This window comes from Vibrio sp. 10N.286.48.C11, from assembly GCF_041469805.1.
GTDB classification, from domain to species: domain Bacteria; phylum Pseudomonadota; class Gammaproteobacteria; order Enterobacterales; family Vibrionaceae; genus Vibrio; species Vibrio crassostreae_C.
In genome coordinates, this window is sequence record NZ_JBFRLK010000049.1 from 1 (window position 1) to 16,426 (window position 16,426).

Below are 16,426 nucleotides of genomic sequence, written 5' to 3' on the forward strand. Positions count from 1 at the left end.
CTTAAGTGAACGGCATTACCACCTAACGGCAGCCTTTCAATGTTTATCTAGTCAGTAATCGGATTACTAAGCTAGTTGAGCCTTAAGGTGCTCGATAACCGTGTCCATTGCGATAGCTTCTTTATCACCAGTACGACGGTTTTTGTATTCGAAGTTACCTTCGTCCATGCTGCGATCGCCGATAACGATAGTGTGAGGGATACCCACAAGCTCGATATCTTTAAACATAACACCAGGGCGCTCTTTACGGTCATCGAATAAAACTTCGATACCCATAGCTGTTAATTCAGCGTATAGCTTCTCAGCTGCTTCTTTAACGCGCTCCGATTTGTGCATGTTCATTGGTACGATAGCAACTTGGAACGGCGCTAGTGCGTCTGGCCAAGTGATACCGAATTTATCGTGGTTTTGCTCGATAGCAGATGCAACAACACGTGAAACACCGATACCGTAACAACCCATTTCTAGGATTACGCTCTTACCATCAGGACCAAGCACGTTACAGTTCATTGCTTTAGAGTAAGTATTACCTAGTTGGAAGATGTGACCAACTTCGATACCACGCTTAAGTTGGATAGTACCTTGACCACATGGGCTAAGGTCGCCTTCAACAACGTTACGTAGGTCTTCAACTTGAGCAAGCTCAACGTCACGACCCCAGTTGATGCCGAAGTAGTGCTTACCATCTACGTTTGCGCCAGCGCCGAAGTCACTCATTACAGCAACAGAGCGGTCAACGATGAATGGTAGCTCTAGGCCAACAGGTCCAAGTGAACCAGGACCTGCACCAACAAGTGCGCGGATTTCTTCTTCAGAAGCCATCTCTAGCGGAGAAGCAACCTGTGGAAGGTTTTCTGCTTTCACTTCGTTAAGCTCGTGGTCACCACGGATGATTAGAGCAATAATATCTGCTTCTACTTCATCAGATGCTTTAACGAATAGAGTCTTAACTGTCTTCTCGATTGCTAGACCGTGCTGCTCTACAAGTTCTGCGATTGTTTTTGCGTTTGGCGTATCAACCAATTCCATCTCTTGAGTAGGCGCTGCAACTTCTTCAGTAGGAGCTAGTGCTTCTGCTTTCTCGATGTTCGCTGCGTAATCAGATTCAGAAGAGAATGCGATTAGGTCTTCGCCGCTTTCAGCAAGAACGTGGAACTCTTGAGAGCCGCTGCCGCCGATTGCGCCAGAGTCTGCTAATACCGGGCGGTATTCAAGGCCCATGCGGTCGAATGCTTTACAGTAAGCATCGTGCATCGCTTGGTAAGACTTTTCTAAGCCTTCTTTGTCGATATCAAAGCTGTACGCATCCATCATAGAGAATTCACGTGCACGCATTACGCCAAAACGAGGGCGGCGCTCATCACGGAATTTAGTCTGGATTTGGTACAGATTTAGAGGTAGCTGTTTGTAAGAGCTGATCTCGTTACGTACTAGACTCGTTACCACTTCTTCAGCTGTTGGGCTAAGAACAAATGGACGAGAGTGACGGTCTGTGAAACGAAGTAGCTCAGGCCCCATCTTTTCAGAACGGCCAGTCTCTTCCCAAAGCTCAAACGGTTGAACTACGGGCATCAAGATTTCAACGGCACCTGCATTATCGATCTCTTGGCGAACGATATTTTCGACTTTACGCAGTACACGTAGACCAGTAGGTAGCCAAGTATATAAACCTGAAGCTAGCTTACGGATCATACCTGCACGTAGCATCAGCTGGTGGCTGATAACTTCTGCGTCGTTTGGAGTCTCTTTCAGAGTAGAAAGAAGGTAGTTACTGGTACGCATTCTATGGTATCCGTTTCATCATTGATAAAAGAAAACTTGCTGTCGTTCGTAACCACAGCAAATCTGATATAGCCGCATATAATATCAGCCTATTTGGGATCTCAAAAGCGTTCAATGTCAGTTACATTGATGAAAAGCGTTTCAACCACGAATTTCACGTTAAGATTGAACAAATTTACCGCATATTCCTTGTTGTCAGGCTTGCCTTTTTTATAGGCAGGTCGCGGATCTTGGCCTAATACTTCTTTGATCACCTGAATGATATGGCGCGCTTGTGGATGGCTTGCGAGCTTACTTTGAGCTTGCTGCGAAAAGTTAACGTCGAGCACTTCTGGTTCATCGGCGGCAAACCCTCCCAATGCATCCGGAATCGAATCTGAATAGGGGATATAAGGCTTGATGTCGATGATCGGTGTACCGTCTACTAAGTCGACGCTGCCGAGATCCAACCAAGTCTGTCCTTTCTCTTGAGACACACCTTTTAGTTCAACCGCAGACATGCCAATTCCATTTGGTCTGAATGTGGCACGTGACGCGAATACACCAATACGTTCATTCCCGCCAAGGCGAGGTGGCCTCACAGTTGGTTTCCAGCCTGCTTCAAGGTTCTTGTCGAACAGAAATAGTAACCAAACATGGCTAAATTGCTCTATATCACGAACAGACTCAAGGCAGTTTGCTGCATCAACCAATCTGACTCTTGAGGTGGATGTGGGTACCAACCTGGGCTGCCTTGGCACAGCGAACTTCTCTTTATAAGGAGACTCAATAAAGCCAACAGGTTCAATTGTGTACATAGTTGGGTGTTCTCTGATTACGATTAAGACGGAAAAATATCATAAAATCGCTTGTTTTTCTTTTGATAACAATTGTCACTTGTAGTGTTATAACATATCAAGTTGGTTATTTAAGGGGAATACAATGAAACCGAATATCCATCCAGATTACCGTCCCGTGGTTTTTCATGACACCAGTGTCGATGAGTACTTCTTAATCGGCTCAACGCTAAAAACAGACCGTACTATCGAATGGGAAGTCGGCAATACTTGCCCTTACTTCACGATTGAGGTGTCGCCAAAGTCGCATCCTTTCTATACGGGCAAACAACGAGTGCTACATAAAGAGGGACGCGTTGCGAACTTCACTCGTCGTTTTGGTCAATTAGGTAAGGGAGCTAAATAATGAAAGTTGTTAAATCACTTAAAAGTGCGAAAAGCCGTCACCCTGATTGCCAGATAGTTAAGCGTAGAGGGCGTCACTATGTGATCTGTAAATCCAATCCAAGATTTAAAGCGGTTCAAAAATAACCGTCAATATGATGTGACATGTGTGTAAAAACGAGGGGAAAGTCAAACTTCATTCATTTGTCTGTTTTTCTTTTCCTTCGAGAGGAACTTAACCGGATATCGAGTGTGTATTTAACGTACGATGTGTTTTATTTTCAAGTGAATCAATGGGTTATATTGTGAGTTATATTTCTAGTGAATGCGTTGTTGTAAATTATAAATCTAGTTTTTGTGTTTAATATAGATTTATTTGCTAATTAATTGTTCAAATAGAGTTAAAAGTCGTCGTTTGTTACACACTTTGTAACATTTTGAATTTCTAATTGATATTTTTGTCGCGTACCCTTCGCTGGCAATTTGAACATCTTTGTCACAATTGCACAGGAATAACTACACAAGGAGGGAACAGATGAGTTCATCTGCTTCAATAAAAAACAACGCACCAAAAAAACCTATTTTCACACGCTTTTTAGACAGCGTTGAATATTTGGGGAACCTTTTACCCCACCCAATCACTCTTTTTGCTATCTTCTGTGTCGCAATCCTAGTTTCTTCAGGTATTGCTGGTTACTTTGAAGTGTCTGTCATGGACCCTCGCCCTGAAGGTGCTAGTGGTCGTGCTGCTGATGGTATGATCCACGTTGTAAGCTTACTTAATGCTGAAGGCTTACAACTCATCGTAACGAATCTAGTTTCGAACTTTGTTGGCTTTGCGCCACTTGGTACTGTACTTGTTGCAATGCTAGGTGTTGCGATTGCTGAGCACTCAGGTCTATTATCTGCGGCAATGCGCGGCATGGTAATGGGCGCATCTCAGCGCATGGTTACTGTAACCGTGGTATTTGCCGGTATTATCTCTAACACGGCTTCAGAGCTGGGTTACGTAGTACTTATCCCTCTTGCAGCAATGCTTTTCCACTCATTGGGTCGTCACCCATTAGCAGGTCTAGCGGCAGCATTTGCTGGTGTATCTGGTGGTTATTCTGCAAATCTACTTATCGGTACGGTTGATCCACTGCTTTCTGGTATCACAGAAACAGCAGCACAAATGCTTGATCCATCTTACTCTGTTGGCCCTGAATCAAACTGGTACTTCATGTTTATTTCGACCTTCTTTATCTCGATTGCCGGCGCATTGGTAACAGAGAAGATTGTTGAACCTAAACTGGGTAAATACAATGTCGAAGACGCGTCTGAAGATCTTTCAAATGACTCAATGGGTAAGCTTACTGCTATTGAGAAGAAAGGCCTTAGATTGGCGGGTGTCGCTGTATTAATCGTGAGTGCGCTTTTAGCTTGGACTGTTGTTCCTGCTGACGGTGTTCTACGTTCAGAGGCGGGCACGATTTCAGGCTCTCCATTCCTGAAAAGTATCGTCGCGTTTATCTTTGTATTCTTTGCTATTCCTGGTTTTGTTTACGGCAAAATTACCGGTTCAATGAAGAATGACCGTGATGTGATTAATGCAATGGCAACGTCGATGTCTTCAATGGGCATGTACATCGTTCTTGTATTCTTTGCTGCACAGTTTGTTGCTTTCTTTAAGTGGACGAACTTTGGTCAAGTGGTTGCTGTAGGCGGCGCAACATTCCTTCAGGATATCGGCCTAACGGGTCCAATGTTGTTCTTCGCATTCATCCTAATGTGTGGTTTCATTAACCTGATGATCGGTTCAGCTTCTGCACAGTGGGCAGTAACAGCGCCAATCTTCGTTCCAATGCTAATGCTAGTAGGCTACGCACCTGAAACGATTCAAGCGGCTTACCGTATCGGTGATTCAACAACCAACATCATTACACCAATGATGAGCTACTTTGGTCTTATCCTAGCTGTAGCGACGCGTTACATGAAGAACCTAGGTATCGGTACTCTGATTGCAACTATGCTTCCATACTCAATCGTATTCTTGGTTGGTTGGAGCTTAATGTTCTACGTTTGGGTATTCGTATTTGGCCTACCAGTAGGTCCAGGTGCTGCAACGTACTACACGCCTTAGTTGTAGAGTAGGGGAAACCTTCTTCTAATTGATATTAAAAAAACCTGCATTGTTTGCAGGTTTTTTGATTTTTTATGGAGAGATAGAACTAGGTTAAGCTCGGATGAGCCAGCTAGCGTTTGGCTAGAATTCTATCTAAGTGGTTGGCAAACTCACGACGGTCGGTTTGAGAAAGGGCACTTGGTCCACCCGTTTGGATGCCACTTGAGCGCATGGTATCCATAAAGTCACGAATGTTCAGACGCGCTTTAATGGTCTCTTTGGTGTAAAGCTCACCACGAGAGCTGAGTGCTTGCCCACCTTTAGTGATCACTTCGTCAGCCAGAGGGATATCGGATGTAATCACAAGATCGCCGGGTTCAGTGCGCTTTACGATTTCATCATCAGCAATATCAAACCCGCTTGGCACTTGAATTGAGTGAATGTTATTGCGTTTAGGAACGGGAACCAGATGGTTTGCCACAAAGGTACATTCAACCCCTGTGCGCTCAGCTGCGCGTACGATTGTTTCTCGGATAACCTTTGGACAAGCGTCCGCATCAACCCATATCTTCATAGTGTTCTAATTTCTCTGTTAGCTTATTTATCGGTCAACTTATTGCTCAGTTGCCTTATTGATCAGTTAGTTTAGCTTCAAGCATGGCAACGCGAGCAGTGAGTTCAAGGATTTGCTTTTCCAGTTGGCTAACACGATCAAGTGCTGGCTCTTCTTGTGTCGCGACTTCAACTTTAGGAACACGATTTGCGCTTTTCCAGCTCTTGATGGTCGTGATTAAAGCGGGCATCGGAACGGATGTGCTCATACGAGCCTTAACTAAAGCAACTGTCGGCTCTTTCCCTTGCGCTTGCAGTCCTTCAAGCACTGATTTCAACTCTTCAGAAACATCTTTTGTCAGCATGTTGATCTCCATTTTTAGTCTTTAGTCATTTTACTCGCTCTGGTGAATGATAGCGAATCATAAAACCGCCCATGGCTTGTAAGAGATCTCTTACAAAGGTTGTGAGATAACACGAATACATCGCTAGAGAGATTGATGTGCACATGGTTAAGGTGTTGAATTTTAATTGTTTTATATAATTAACAACTTTCTTGAATTCAAAATGTGATGCAAATCTATTGTCCGAAATCCTAAATCGCGTAAATTAAACCTTGTCGGAAGGATTCTGACACGGAACAGGAAAGCACCAAGGATTTGGTTATCTTCAGGATGAAGATTTGGTTACTTAGGATTGAGTGATCAAGCATGGAGCGTAAGGACATTGTAGGGATACAGTCAGTTAACAGGAAGTTAGCTGCAACGGAATGACAATGGACACCTTTAGGATTAAAGGGTTGGATTAGCATCAGGACGATGTAAAGGACACCGCTCACGGAACAAGTGATGTGCGCTAACTAGGATTGTTAGCTTTCAGGATGATTGGACACCGCTAGGACGGCGAAGTAAAGGAAAGAGCTGAAGGATTACAGCCACTATTATGGATGATGCATGGAGCATTAATTAGTAGCCGGACTGCTGCGAGTAAGACCCTAGCCCTGACACTTCGGTGTCGGGGCTTTTCTTTTCCTAAGGCTTTTTCTCTATCTAGGGGCTCTCTTTAATTCAGGAGCTTTTATCTAAGCACGCGACATCTGCTTTTCTGCTAATGGTCAACACAAGGAGTGTTTTATGACGATAGCAACCTCAAGAACGCTGTTGGTACCTTATACCGAGCAGTTAGAACATGACTTTATCAAGTTGAATTGCTGCCCCATCAATCGTGCTGAAATGAACGGGCCGCATTCTATTGCCTCTGCAAAACACCTATTTCAAGAAATACTGAACGACAACGTTGGTTTTTGCCGAGCCATTATCCACAACCAAACCCGCGAATACCTCGGGCATTTGTTTGTTTCGTCTGAAGAAGGGAAGCATGAACTGGGATTTATTCTGGACAAGGAGTTTTGGAATCAAGGCCTTGCTAGTGAAGTGCTAAAACCTTTCTTTAGTTTGGTTTGTTTTGAAGAACACCTAACGAATGTTGTCGCGACCGTTAATGTTGGTCATAACCCATCAATTAAGTTACTTGAAAAGTTAGGCTTTGCATTTAAAGAGACCAAACAAGATCAGTTTGGCCCTTATCATGAATATAGTTATACCGCGTATTGCGACGTTACATTCTATGAGGCTGTAGCTCAAACCGCATAGAACGGAAGCCCACCATGGTCAGTTTCCCTTGGTACAGGTCATCACCTAACGCTGAAAACTCAAATTGATACACGGTGTGCCAGCGCCAAATGGTGGTGAGCTCATGGCGCATCTTAAGTTTATGACCACTAAAGGCAACACTTAATAGCTGTAAGTCGAGCTCTTTACATTTTCTCGCAATGGCAGCTTTCGCAAGCTCGGATTGCCTGCGCTGTTGCCAAAACAGAAAGCAAAAGAAGCACAGCATCAAAATAGCCAATAAGTTATCTATCATTTAATCCATACTTCCTTTTATCTCTCTATTCCGTTCGTGATTTGAGCTTTTTGTTATGAGCTACTGAGCTGTTCTGTCTGGTATCTATTGCGACTTAGCCGCTTGTTGTAATTCTACAAGTGCATTGGCGAGTTCTGGTGATGGGTTCGAGTTCAATAATGGTAAAAATACCATTCTCAGTGTCGGAATCATCACTAAATCTGCAAATAACTGATTGAACAAGTTTTGGTTGCCCGTTTGTGCGAGACGCAGCAAGAACTGCTCAGCAATCGCAGGATCTTGCAGTGCGTGCCAGCTGCGACCAGCCAAACCAATCAATACTTCTTGGTGGCTTAAGCGCGGGCTAGCCAGAACTTGGTTAATTACGGCGTTGGTTGTGCTTTGCTCTGCGCCAGAAAGGGCACGTACCAGTGCTGACAGTAAGAACAGATCTGGCTCTTGACTGTTAATCTCATTCTCTGCCATTTCTTGTAAGCGTTGAGCGAGCTTGTCATTGATTTGCGTATGCTCAAGCGCCCCGAGAGTCGCGTATAGAGGTTCTGAAGGCAGCTTATTCAATGCTTTGCGAATCGCGACACCATTTTGTTGGCTGCCTAAACGAGCACACATATCAGTGATGCCTTGTAGGCCAACGGTTTTCCAGTTGTCCCAGCCTAGATCGCCTGTGAAGTAGTGTTGAGCGTGTTCGTAGTATTGGCTCGTTGCAAGGTCTAAACCTGCTCTTACTTGGCTATGGAACACGGCCATTTTGTCTTCTGAAGGCTTGAAGGTATATGGGTTGTTTGACAGCTTTTGTTGTTGCTCTTCGCTGATCTCACCGTTCAAACGTGTGCCCATCGCTTCGATAACAAACTTAAGGAAATTGCCGACATCACCTTGATGTAATAGGCCTCTTTCGTCCAGTTTGAATTTTAGGAACCAGATCCAAGGTTGCTTGTGTTCGTTCCAGTAACTAATCGCTAAGTGAGCTTGTTTCTGAAGTGGAAATGGGTACGGCTGTTTCCCTTGCTCAACATCAGAGAATAAGGTGTTGTCGATCTTCTGAATACGGCGACCTAGGTCGTAGATATCGTACTGGCAACCGCTATTCTTTAGTAACTGAGTGAGCGTGTGAATCGTTTCCATAGTAATAAAGCTCCTAACTTTCTTTCCTAAATAGATGGTACTCTATGCCCCAATTTCAAGGTCACTAGATAAATAACTTGGTGAAAAATGACAGCAGCCACAAAGTTACCTCTTTTACTTCAACAACTAGAAGAACAAATGCGCCAATGTTCGCTATGGAGCACGCTTCCGCCTTCGGATGAAGCTCTGGCGAGCGTTGAACCTTTCGGGATTGATTCGTTACAACCGGAAGAGTGGTTGCAGTGGATCTTTATCGTTAAGATCAACGCAATGATGGATGCCCAAATGAGCCTACCGAAAGGCTTTGCTATCCATCCTTATTTTGGTGAAGTGTGGAAAAATGAGGCAGACAAAGTCGAACTGCTAGTGACAATTCAGAGCATTGATGAGGTATGTGCGTAATGTTAGAGATCATTTATCAAGATGAGTACTTTGTCGCGGTGAATAAGCCCGCTGGCATGCTAGTGCATCGTTCATGGTTGGATAAACACGAAACGCAATTTGTTATGCAGACATTGCGCGATCAAATTGGTCAGCATGTATTTCCATTACACCGCTTAGACAGACCGACATCGGGTGTGTTGGTGTTTGCGTTGTCGAGTGAGGTTGCTTCACAGGTGATGCCAATGTTCGCTAATCATGAGATGCAAAAAACCTATCATGCGATTGTCCGTGGTTGGATAGAAGAGGGCGATACGCTCGATTATGCACTTAAGGTTGAGCTGGATAAGATCGCAGATAAGTTCGCGAAAGAAGACAAAGAAGCGCAAGAGGCAGTGACAGTCTATGAACCGCTAGCAAAAGTAGAAGTGCCATATTCAACAGGACGCTTTCCTACGAGCCGCTACTGCTTGGTTGAGATGATGCCAAAGACAGGTCGCAAACATCAGCTGCGTCGTCACATGGCTCATCTAAGACATCCGATTGTCGGTGATACTTCACATGGTGATGGTAAGCACAATCGACTGTTCCGTGATGATTTAGATTCGCATCGTTTGTTGTTGCACGCTTCTGAGCTTCGCTTTATCCATCCTTTCACAAAAGAAGAGTTGGTGATGAAGGCCAACCTTGATGAAACTTGGCTAAGGTTGTTTGAAACCTTTGAGTGGGATACTAACTTAATCGATGCTCAAACTTGCTTGTCTAAGTAAGTCTCGCGTGTTTAGGCAATCTCCAGTCTAAGTGAATAGAGAAAATAGAATAAAAAACAAAGGGCTGATAGTGATATCAGCCCTTTTTGTATCTGTATAACCTTAACGGCATAACTAATGTTGGTTAGTTAACAGTAATAGTTAGTCGCGGGATCATTTTAGCTTTTCTAGATCAGCTTCGATCTCAGCGATCTTGCTTGATACCACTTTCTCTAGATGGCGTAAGTCGGTAAGGATCTTCTGCTTCACATCCACCTCAGCCGTTGGCGTCGGTTTGGTGATTTTGTTGAGTTCATCAATCACAAGAGTGAGGTTGCGGTTAATCTCAGTCACTTCTTTGTATTGATTATTGCCACCGCTAACAAGCACACTTTTTACTTGTCGTGGGTACTTAAATTTAACGCTTTTCGCGAACAGTTCACCTTTCTGCTTACGAAAGTAAATCTTCAGGATATCTTTGTGCGCTTCTTGGCGAAGGGAGTAACGTTCAATCTGTTTAGGTTCGTGGATACCTAAGCCAGTGAGGTTTGGATACATAAGCGACCTCTAGGTTATGAATGTAATACTTTTATGTAATTGACTTGATCAATGTAGCAGCCTAACGACGAGCTAGATAGTTGATATCTGTGAATTGATTGTAAGTTGTGGGCAAGATCGCTCTCTATCTTTGCCCACACTTATTTGGTTATTAAACCTGCTTTTAGACTGAATTCGCTTTCTAAGGTGCGAGTTCAGAAACGTGCTCGGTTAATCGTTCTCTTAGCGCCTGCTCTTGCTCTTCAGACAGTCTTCCCCCGGCTTCACTGGTCAGAATAAACAAATCCTCTGCTCGCTCACCTATGGTGGTGATTTTGGCACCGTGCAAGTTGATGTCTAGCTCCGCAAAGGTTGCACCGACTTGAGCCAATAACCCCGGCGTATCGAGCGCTCTTAACTCCATCAAGGTGCGCTTTTTGCTCTTGGTTGGTAGGAACTCAACTAAGGTTTTGACCTTAAAGTGCTGCAAGTTACGTGGCGTGCGACGCGTCTTAATCTTAGTCGGGCGGCCATCAGTCAATACATGAGTCAGATGTTTAGCAACGGCTTTGTGTCTTGCTTCATCAATCGCTTCGCCGTGCTGGTCTAGTACGATAAAGGTATCCAAAACATGACCATCTTTGCTAACCATGACCTGCGCGTCATGAACGTTAAAGTTACGTCTGTCGAGTTCGGCAACCACGGTCGCAAACAGTGCTGCTTGGTCTTTACAATAAACGAACACTTCTGTGCCACCGCGCGTCGCTTTCTTACTGATCAGCACTAACGGTTGGCTTGGGTCTTCTAGGCGAAGTAAGTGCTCACAGTGCCAAGCGATTTGTTTATGTGTGTGACGCAAGAAATAATCGGCCTTAAAGCGTTGCCACAACACTTCAATCTCACGAGCGGTGAAGCCTTCTTTACGCAGCAGTGCTGATGCCATTTGTTGGTTGTGACGAATACGGTCTCTGACATCGACAGGGTTTTCCAAGCCGCGGCGCAGTGCTCGCTGCGTTGAGTGGAACAGCTCAGCTAACAGGGTTCGTTTCCAACTGTTCCATAGCTCAGGGTTAGTCGCACAGATATCGGCAACGGTTAAACAAACCAGTAGCTCGAGTGACTCTTCATCACGCACTTTTTTGGCGAATTCGGTGATCACATCTGGGTCGTAGATATCACGACGTTGAGCCGTTACTGACATCAATAGGTGATTTTGTACCAACCACGCGACTTGTTTGGCTTCAGGCTTCGATAGCCCGTGTTCAATACAGAAAGAGTAAGCGTCAACCGCACCTATCTCAGAGTGGTCTCCGCCGCGGCCTTTGCCGATGTCATGGAAGATAGCGGCAAGGATCAGCAACTCTTTCTTCTGTACTCGAGGATAGACTTCACAGCAGATAGGGTGCTTATCGTGGTTTTCGATTTGACCAAAGCGGTTGATGTGCTTGAGCAGGCGGATACTGTGCTCATCCACGGTGTAAACATGGAATAGGTCAAACTGCATCTGACCAACGATCTGGCTCCACTGCGGTAAGTACGCAGAGAGCACGCCCAGTTTGTGCATTAAGCTAAAGGCTTTGTGCAGGGCATTAGGGTGGCGAACTAGATCCATGAACTTGTCACGAGCTTCAGGAATGGTATGCAGGAATCGGTTCAATCGACGGCGTGCCGTACGCAGTTGTCGCAATGTTGGTGGACTTACCCCTTCGATAGTCGAGTCATTGGCGATATGGATGAACATATCGAGAATGGTTTCTGGTCTTGCTTGGAATAGGGCAGGCTTGCGCGCTTCGATCAACGAACCTCGACGTTGGAAATCACTATCGAGAATTTCAGCGTCTTGGGTTTGACCGCCATTGATGATCGCTTGATCGAACAGCTTAAGCAGCATCTTATTCAGTTCAGCAACACGACGAAGGGTTCGGTAGAACTCTTTCATCATCATCTCAACACCACGGTTTCCTTCACCCGTATAACCCAGATGTTCAGCGACTTGAGCTTGATGCGCGAACGTTAAACGGTTGTCGTAACGGCGCAGTTCAATATGCAATGCAAAGCGAACACGCCATAAAAAATCTTGGCACTCAACGAGCTCACGATATTCAGCATCGGTCAGAAAGCCGTATTTGCTCATCTCTAACAAAGAGGTCGCGCCGAAGTGGCGACGCGCAACCCAGCTCAGGGTATGGATGTCTCTGAGCCCTCCCGGAGTCGATTTGATGTCCGGTTCTAAATTATAGGTGGTGTCGTGGTAGCGAGCATGACGCTCTCTCTGTTCTTGAATCTTGGCTTTGTAAAACGTCTCACTTGGCCAAAATGAATCGGAATGAATCTTCAGTTTTAGTTCTTGGAAAGTGTCTTCACTACCACATAACAATCGCGACTCTTGTAGGTTGGTCGCGACGGTTAAATCATCGGTGCCGATATCGAGACACTCAGTAATAGTTCGCACAGCATGGCCAACTTCGAGCTTTAAATCCCAAAGTAGAGTAATGAATTGACTGACCTTTTCACCAAGAGCTGGTGGTAGTGTTTTTTGCGAGACAATGAGAATATCAATGTCAGACAAAGGATGCAGTTCGCCACGACCATAACCACCCACTGCGACAAGTGAAATATGAGGCAGTTTGTTGAATCCGAAATTTTCCCACAAACGATTGAGAAGTAAATCCATGTATTCGGAGCGCAGTAGAACCAAATCGGTGACGGGATGGTGGTTCAGAAATTCATTTTTTTGATACTGCGTGAAGATCTCGAGCTGATTTTTTAATTCGCAGATTTCAATTTGTTCGTCATTGAACGTAAGAGGGCATTGATAAGGCATAGTCTGCTATCCGTGCAAGCAAATGAGAATAGTAAACAATTTAACAGAAGCTGATGGAAAATCGAAATTGAGTGGATAAAAAATATCCTCGACAATGCGAGGATATTTTTAAAAGGCTGATGCGCTCAGTTCGGTGAACTAAGCGTTCTTCATGATACGTGGGATTGTATCATCGCTGCGCAGTGTTAGTACTTCACAACCAGTATCAGTTACAACCAGAGTGTGCTCCCATTGAGCCGAGTTCTTGCTGTCTGCTGTGTATACTGTCCAGCTATCTTCGTCATCAAGACGACAGCCAAACTTACCCGCGTTGATCATTGGCTCGATAGTGAAGCACATGCCTGCTTTTAGCACGGTGCGATCGCTGTTCTTGTAGTGAACTACTTGTGGATCTTCGTGGAATTCAGAACCAATGCCGTGACCACAGTAATCTTTAACAATAGAGAACTTAGCGCGTGGGTTGTTCTTGTTGTTTGTTTTGATGTACTTCTCGATAGCAGTACCGATTTGACCAAGTTGAACACCTGGCTTAACTTGGCGCATGCCTTCGTAAAGTGCTTCTTGAGCCACCATGCACAGACGCTTGTTTGCAGGTGAAACCTCACCCACTAGGAACATCTTAGAGGTGTCACCGTGGTAGCCTTGAGGGCGAGTACTAAGATCGGCATTTGCGTCATCAGGGATGATAACTGTGATATCAACGTTCAGAATGTCGCCATCTTTGAGTACCGCAGGTTTGAATTGACCTGTGCTACCCGTCTCGTCTTGTGACGCGGGAATGCCGTGACACACAATATGATTGATAGACGTACAGATAGACTTAGGGAAACCGTGGTAATCGAGTGGCGCAGAGTATGCACCTCTTTCTAGAGCGTACTCATGACAAAGCGTATTGAGCTCTTCCGTCGTGGTACCCACTTGGATGTGAGGTTCGATCATCTCAATAATGTCAGCGGCCAGCTTGCCGGCGACGCGCATTTTTTCAATTTCTTCAGCAGTTTTAATTTTTACAGCCATTGCATATCTCTTAATTTGGTAGCACCTAAGTGTGCATATTGGGGCTATTCTATCAGTGCAGCAATTTAGCGCAACATTACCATGTCCGTACAATACTGGAGGATACTGTTAACGTGATTAAATAATGTTCGGTTAACAGATGCAGAACCTGCTTGATATAGACACTATTTTATAGAGAAAATTTACCTTTAGAGATCAGTATAGCAGTCGCCATTTTTAGAATTTTTTCTAGCCATAGATAGACAAAATATGGTATAAAGCGCGCCGGACATCAGGACTGTTTTCTCCAATTGGCGAAACAAGCTTTATGTCCACTAACTTATTTCTTTAAATCACACACATTCCGACACATGTTCCGGGGTGCCTCAACAACACAGATAACGGCTGAAAAGTGGTTAGTTGTTAGGGGTCGGATTCATGGGGGATGTGGAGGCCTAACCCCATAGAGGATTTTAAAATGGCAACTGTATCAATGCGCGATATGCTTAAAGCTGGTGTTCACTTCGGTCACCAAACTCGTTACTGGAACCCAAAAATGAAGCCATTCATCTTTGGTGCTCGTAACAAAGTACATATCATCAACCTAGAAAAAACTGTACCAATGTTCAACGAAGCTCTAGCAGAAATCGCTAAAGTTGGTGAGAAGAAAGGTAAAGTTCTTTTCGTTGGTACTAAGCGCGCTGCATCTGAAGCTGTTAAAGAAGCTGCTGTAAACAGCAACCAGTTCTACGTTAACAACCGCTGGTTAGGCGGTATGCTAACGAACTACAAAACTGTTCGTCAGTCTATCAAGCGTCTGAAAGAACTTGAAGCGCAAGCTCAAGACGGTACTTTCGACAAGCTAACTAAGAAAGAAGCTCTAATGCGCACTCGTGAAATGGAGAAGCTAGAGAAGTCTCTTGGTGGTATCAAGAACATGGGCGGCCTACCAGACGCTCTATTCGTAATCGATGCTGATCACGAACACATCGCAGTTAAAGAAGCAAACAACCTAGGTATCCCAGTTTACGCTGTAGTTGATACTAACTCTAACCCAGACGGCGTTGACTTCGTTATCCCAGGTAACGACGATGCAATCCGTGCAGTACAGCTTTACCTAAACGCTGCTGCAGACGCGGTTAAAGAAGGTCGTAACAAAGACGTTGCTGCTGTAGCTGCTGAAAAAGATGGTTTTGTAGAAGCTGAATAATAGCGGCTCTGAATCACGCTTGGCTTAGCTAATATAGATTTTGAAATCTTTATTAAATGTAAGCTAAGTTATAGTTAGATCGGGGGCCTCATTTTGGCCCCTGATTTTTACCTTATTTTCGAATCAACCGAGGAATAGAGAATGGCAACTGTAACTGCTGCTCTAGTTAAAGAACTTCGCGAGCGCACTGGCGCTGGCATGATGGAATGTAAGAAAGCGCTTGTAGAAGCAAACGCTGACATCGAACTAGCAATTGAAAACATGCGTAAATCTGGCGCAGCGAAAGCAGCTAAGAAAGCTGGTAACGTTGCTGCTGAAGGCGCAATCATCATCAAAGAAGAGAACGGTGTAGCTGTTCTTCTTGAAGTTAACTGCCAAACTGACTTCGTAGCAAAAGATGCTAGCTTCACTGCGTTTGCAGAAGAAGTTGCAGCTGCAGCAGTAGCTTCTAAAGCTTCTGTAGAAGAGCTACAAGCACAGTTCGAAGAAACTCGCGTTGCTCTAATTGCTAAAATCGGCGAAAACATCAACATCCGTCGCGTAGCTTACGTTGAAGGTGCTGCACTAGCTTCTTACCGTCACGGTGAGAAAATCGGTGTTGTTGTAGCTGGTGAAGGCGAAGCTGAAACTCTTAAGCACGTTGCTATGCACGTTGCTGCTTCTCGTCCTGAGTTTGTTAACCCAGAAGACGTACCAGCAGACGTAGTTGCTAAAGAGAAAGAAGTTCAAGTTGAAATCGCTATGAACGAAGGCAAGCCTCAAGAGATCGCTGAGAAAATGGTTATCGGCCGTATGAAGAAATTCACGGGCGAAATCTCTCTAACTGGTCAAGCTTTCATCATGGAACCTAAGAAAACTGTTGGCGAAATCCTTAAAGAAAAAGGCGCTGCAGTATCTAACTTCGTACGTCTAGAAGTTGGTGAAGGTATCGAGAAAGCTGCTGAAATGAGCTTCGCTGACGAAGTTGCAGCGGTACAAAAAGGTTAATCCTTAGCGTATTGTTTGAAAAAAGACCGTGGCAAATGCTGCGGTCTTTTTATGAATAGTGAACTATTTTTGAAGGCAACGTTAGTGGTTATG

17 protein-coding genes are annotated in these 16,426 nt (G+C 44.6%); 8 read left to right on the forward strand and 9 right to left on the reverse strand.

All coding sequences use genetic code 11. The features are described from left to right. Positions 1-66: 66 nt before the first annotated feature. Both AB4209_RS13760 and tsaA read right to left on the reverse strand, forming a co-directional pair. Positions 67-1,782, reverse strand: coding sequence for a proline--tRNA ligase (locus tag AB4209_RS13760; RefSeq protein WP_010436451.1), 1,716 nt, complete (start codon positions 1,780-1,782; stop codon positions 67-69). Between the two features lie 101 nt (positions 1,783-1,883). Then, on the reverse strand, positions 1,884-2,579 hold the full coding sequence (gene tsaA / locus AB4209_RS13765; protein ID WP_017063354.1) for a tRNA (N6-threonylcarbamoyladenosine(37)-N6)-methyltransferase TrmO: 696 nt from the start codon (positions 2,577-2,579) through the stop codon (positions 1,884-1,886). A 124-nt stretch (positions 2,580-2,703) separates the two neighbouring features. On the opposite strand from tsaA, the gene AB4209_RS13770 reads away from it, so the two are divergent. The 3 genes from AB4209_RS13770 (at position 2,704) to AB4209_RS13780 (ending at position 5,064) form a co-directional block, all read left to right on the forward strand. After that, positions 2,704-2,964 (forward strand): type B 50S ribosomal protein L31, encoded by a 261-nt coding sequence (locus AB4209_RS13770; RefSeq protein WP_136982694.1) that lies wholly within the window; start codon positions 2,704-2,706, stop codon positions 2,962-2,964. Continuing rightward, the gene (ykgO, locus tag AB4209_RS13775; RefSeq protein WP_010436457.1) at positions 2,964-3,089 is read left to right on the forward strand and encodes a type B 50S ribosomal protein L36; all 126 of its coding nucleotides are present in this window, start codon (positions 2,964-2,966) and stop codon (positions 3,087-3,089) included. Before AB4209_RS13770 ends, ykgO begins: the two co-directional genes overlap by 1 nt. Positions 3,090-3,477: 388 nt before the next feature. Continuing rightward, positions 3,478-5,064, forward strand: coding sequence for an AbgT family transporter (locus tag AB4209_RS13780; protein WP_372056213.1), 1,587 nt, complete (start codon positions 3,478-3,480; stop codon positions 5,062-5,064). Between the two features lie 112 nt (positions 5,065-5,176). On the opposite strand, the gene AB4209_RS13785 is transcribed toward AB4209_RS13780, so the two are convergent. Both AB4209_RS13785 and AB4209_RS13790 read right to left on the reverse strand, forming a co-directional pair. Then, on the reverse strand, positions 5,177-5,620 hold the full coding sequence (locus AB4209_RS13785; protein WP_017063355.1) for a YaiI/YqxD family protein: 444 nt from the start codon (positions 5,618-5,620) through the stop codon (positions 5,177-5,179). A gap of 55 nt (positions 5,621-5,675) precedes the next feature. Then, positions 5,676-5,963 carry a hypothetical protein gene (locus AB4209_RS13790; RefSeq protein ID WP_017069390.1) on the reverse strand — a complete coding sequence of 96 codons (288 nt, stop codon included), beginning with the start codon at positions 5,961-5,963 and terminating at the stop codon, positions 5,676-5,678. A gap of 768 nt (positions 5,964-6,731) precedes the next feature. On the opposite strand from AB4209_RS13790, the gene AB4209_RS13795 reads away from it, so the two are divergent. Then, positions 6,732-7,250 carry a GNAT family N-acetyltransferase gene (locus tag AB4209_RS13795; RefSeq protein WP_017060749.1) on the forward strand — a complete coding sequence of 173 codons (519 nt, stop codon included), beginning with the start codon at positions 6,732-6,734 and terminating at the stop codon, positions 7,248-7,250. On the opposite strand, the gene AB4209_RS13800 is transcribed toward AB4209_RS13795, so the two are convergent. Further along, positions 7,216-7,524: a DUF3301 domain-containing protein gene (locus AB4209_RS13800; RefSeq protein WP_017060748.1), complete on the reverse strand. Its 309-nt coding sequence runs from the start codon at positions 7,522-7,524 to the stop codon at positions 7,216-7,218. The two genes, AB4209_RS13795 and AB4209_RS13800, sit on opposite strands and share 35 nt — an antisense overlap. Positions 7,525-7,608: 84 nt before the next feature. Then, positions 7,609-8,649 (reverse strand): DUF3549 family protein, encoded by a 1,041-nt coding sequence (locus tag AB4209_RS13805; protein ID WP_017060747.1) that lies wholly within the window; start codon positions 8,647-8,649, stop codon positions 7,609-7,611. Between the two features lie 87 nt (positions 8,650-8,736). On the opposite strand from AB4209_RS13805, the gene AB4209_RS13810 reads away from it, so the two are divergent. Beyond that, on the forward strand, positions 8,737-9,051 hold the full coding sequence (locus AB4209_RS13810) for a YqcC family protein (RefSeq protein WP_017063358.1): 315 nt from the start codon (positions 8,737-8,739) through the stop codon (positions 9,049-9,051). Continuing rightward, entirely contained in the window at positions 9,051-9,800 is a 750-nt protein-coding gene (truC, locus tag AB4209_RS13815) for a tRNA pseudouridine(65) synthase TruC (RefSeq protein WP_017060745.1), read from the forward strand. The genes AB4209_RS13810 and truC overlap by 1 nt, the downstream gene beginning before the upstream one ends. Before the next feature lie 153 nt (positions 9,801-9,953). Here truC and AB4209_RS13820 read toward each other — a convergent pair whose 3' ends face one another. The 3 genes from AB4209_RS13820 to map form a co-directional block, all read right to left on the reverse strand. Next, the gene (locus AB4209_RS13820; protein ID WP_004734354.1) at positions 9,954-10,337 is read right to left on the reverse strand and encodes a DUF3461 family protein; all 384 of its coding nucleotides are present in this window, start codon (positions 10,335-10,337) and stop codon (positions 9,954-9,956) included. A gap of 181 nt (positions 10,338-10,518) precedes the next feature. After that, positions 10,519-13,140 (reverse strand): bifunctional uridylyltransferase/uridylyl-removing protein GlnD, encoded by a 2,622-nt coding sequence (gene glnD, locus AB4209_RS13825; protein WP_372056216.1) that lies wholly within the window; start codon positions 13,138-13,140, stop codon positions 10,519-10,521. A gap of 138 nt (positions 13,141-13,278) precedes the next feature. Beyond that, a complete protein-coding gene (gene map, locus AB4209_RS13830) occupies positions 13,279-14,157 on the reverse strand; it encodes a type I methionyl aminopeptidase (protein WP_017060743.1) in 879 nt (292 codons plus the stop codon). A 457-nt stretch (positions 14,158-14,614) separates the two neighbouring features. Here map and rpsB point away from each other — a divergent pair, with 457 nt between their 5' ends. Together rpsB and tsf are read left to right on the forward strand one after the other, a co-directional pair. Then, on the forward strand, positions 14,615-15,346 hold the full coding sequence (gene rpsB, locus AB4209_RS13835; protein ID WP_032546326.1) for a 30S ribosomal protein S2: 732 nt from the start codon (positions 14,615-14,617) through the stop codon (positions 15,344-15,346). Between the two features lie 141 nt (positions 15,347-15,487). Continuing rightward, positions 15,488-16,333, forward strand: coding sequence for a translation elongation factor Ts (tsf, locus tag AB4209_RS13840; RefSeq protein WP_372056218.1), 846 nt, complete (start codon positions 15,488-15,490; stop codon positions 16,331-16,333). The last annotated feature ends 93 nt before the right edge of the window (positions 16,334-16,426 follow it).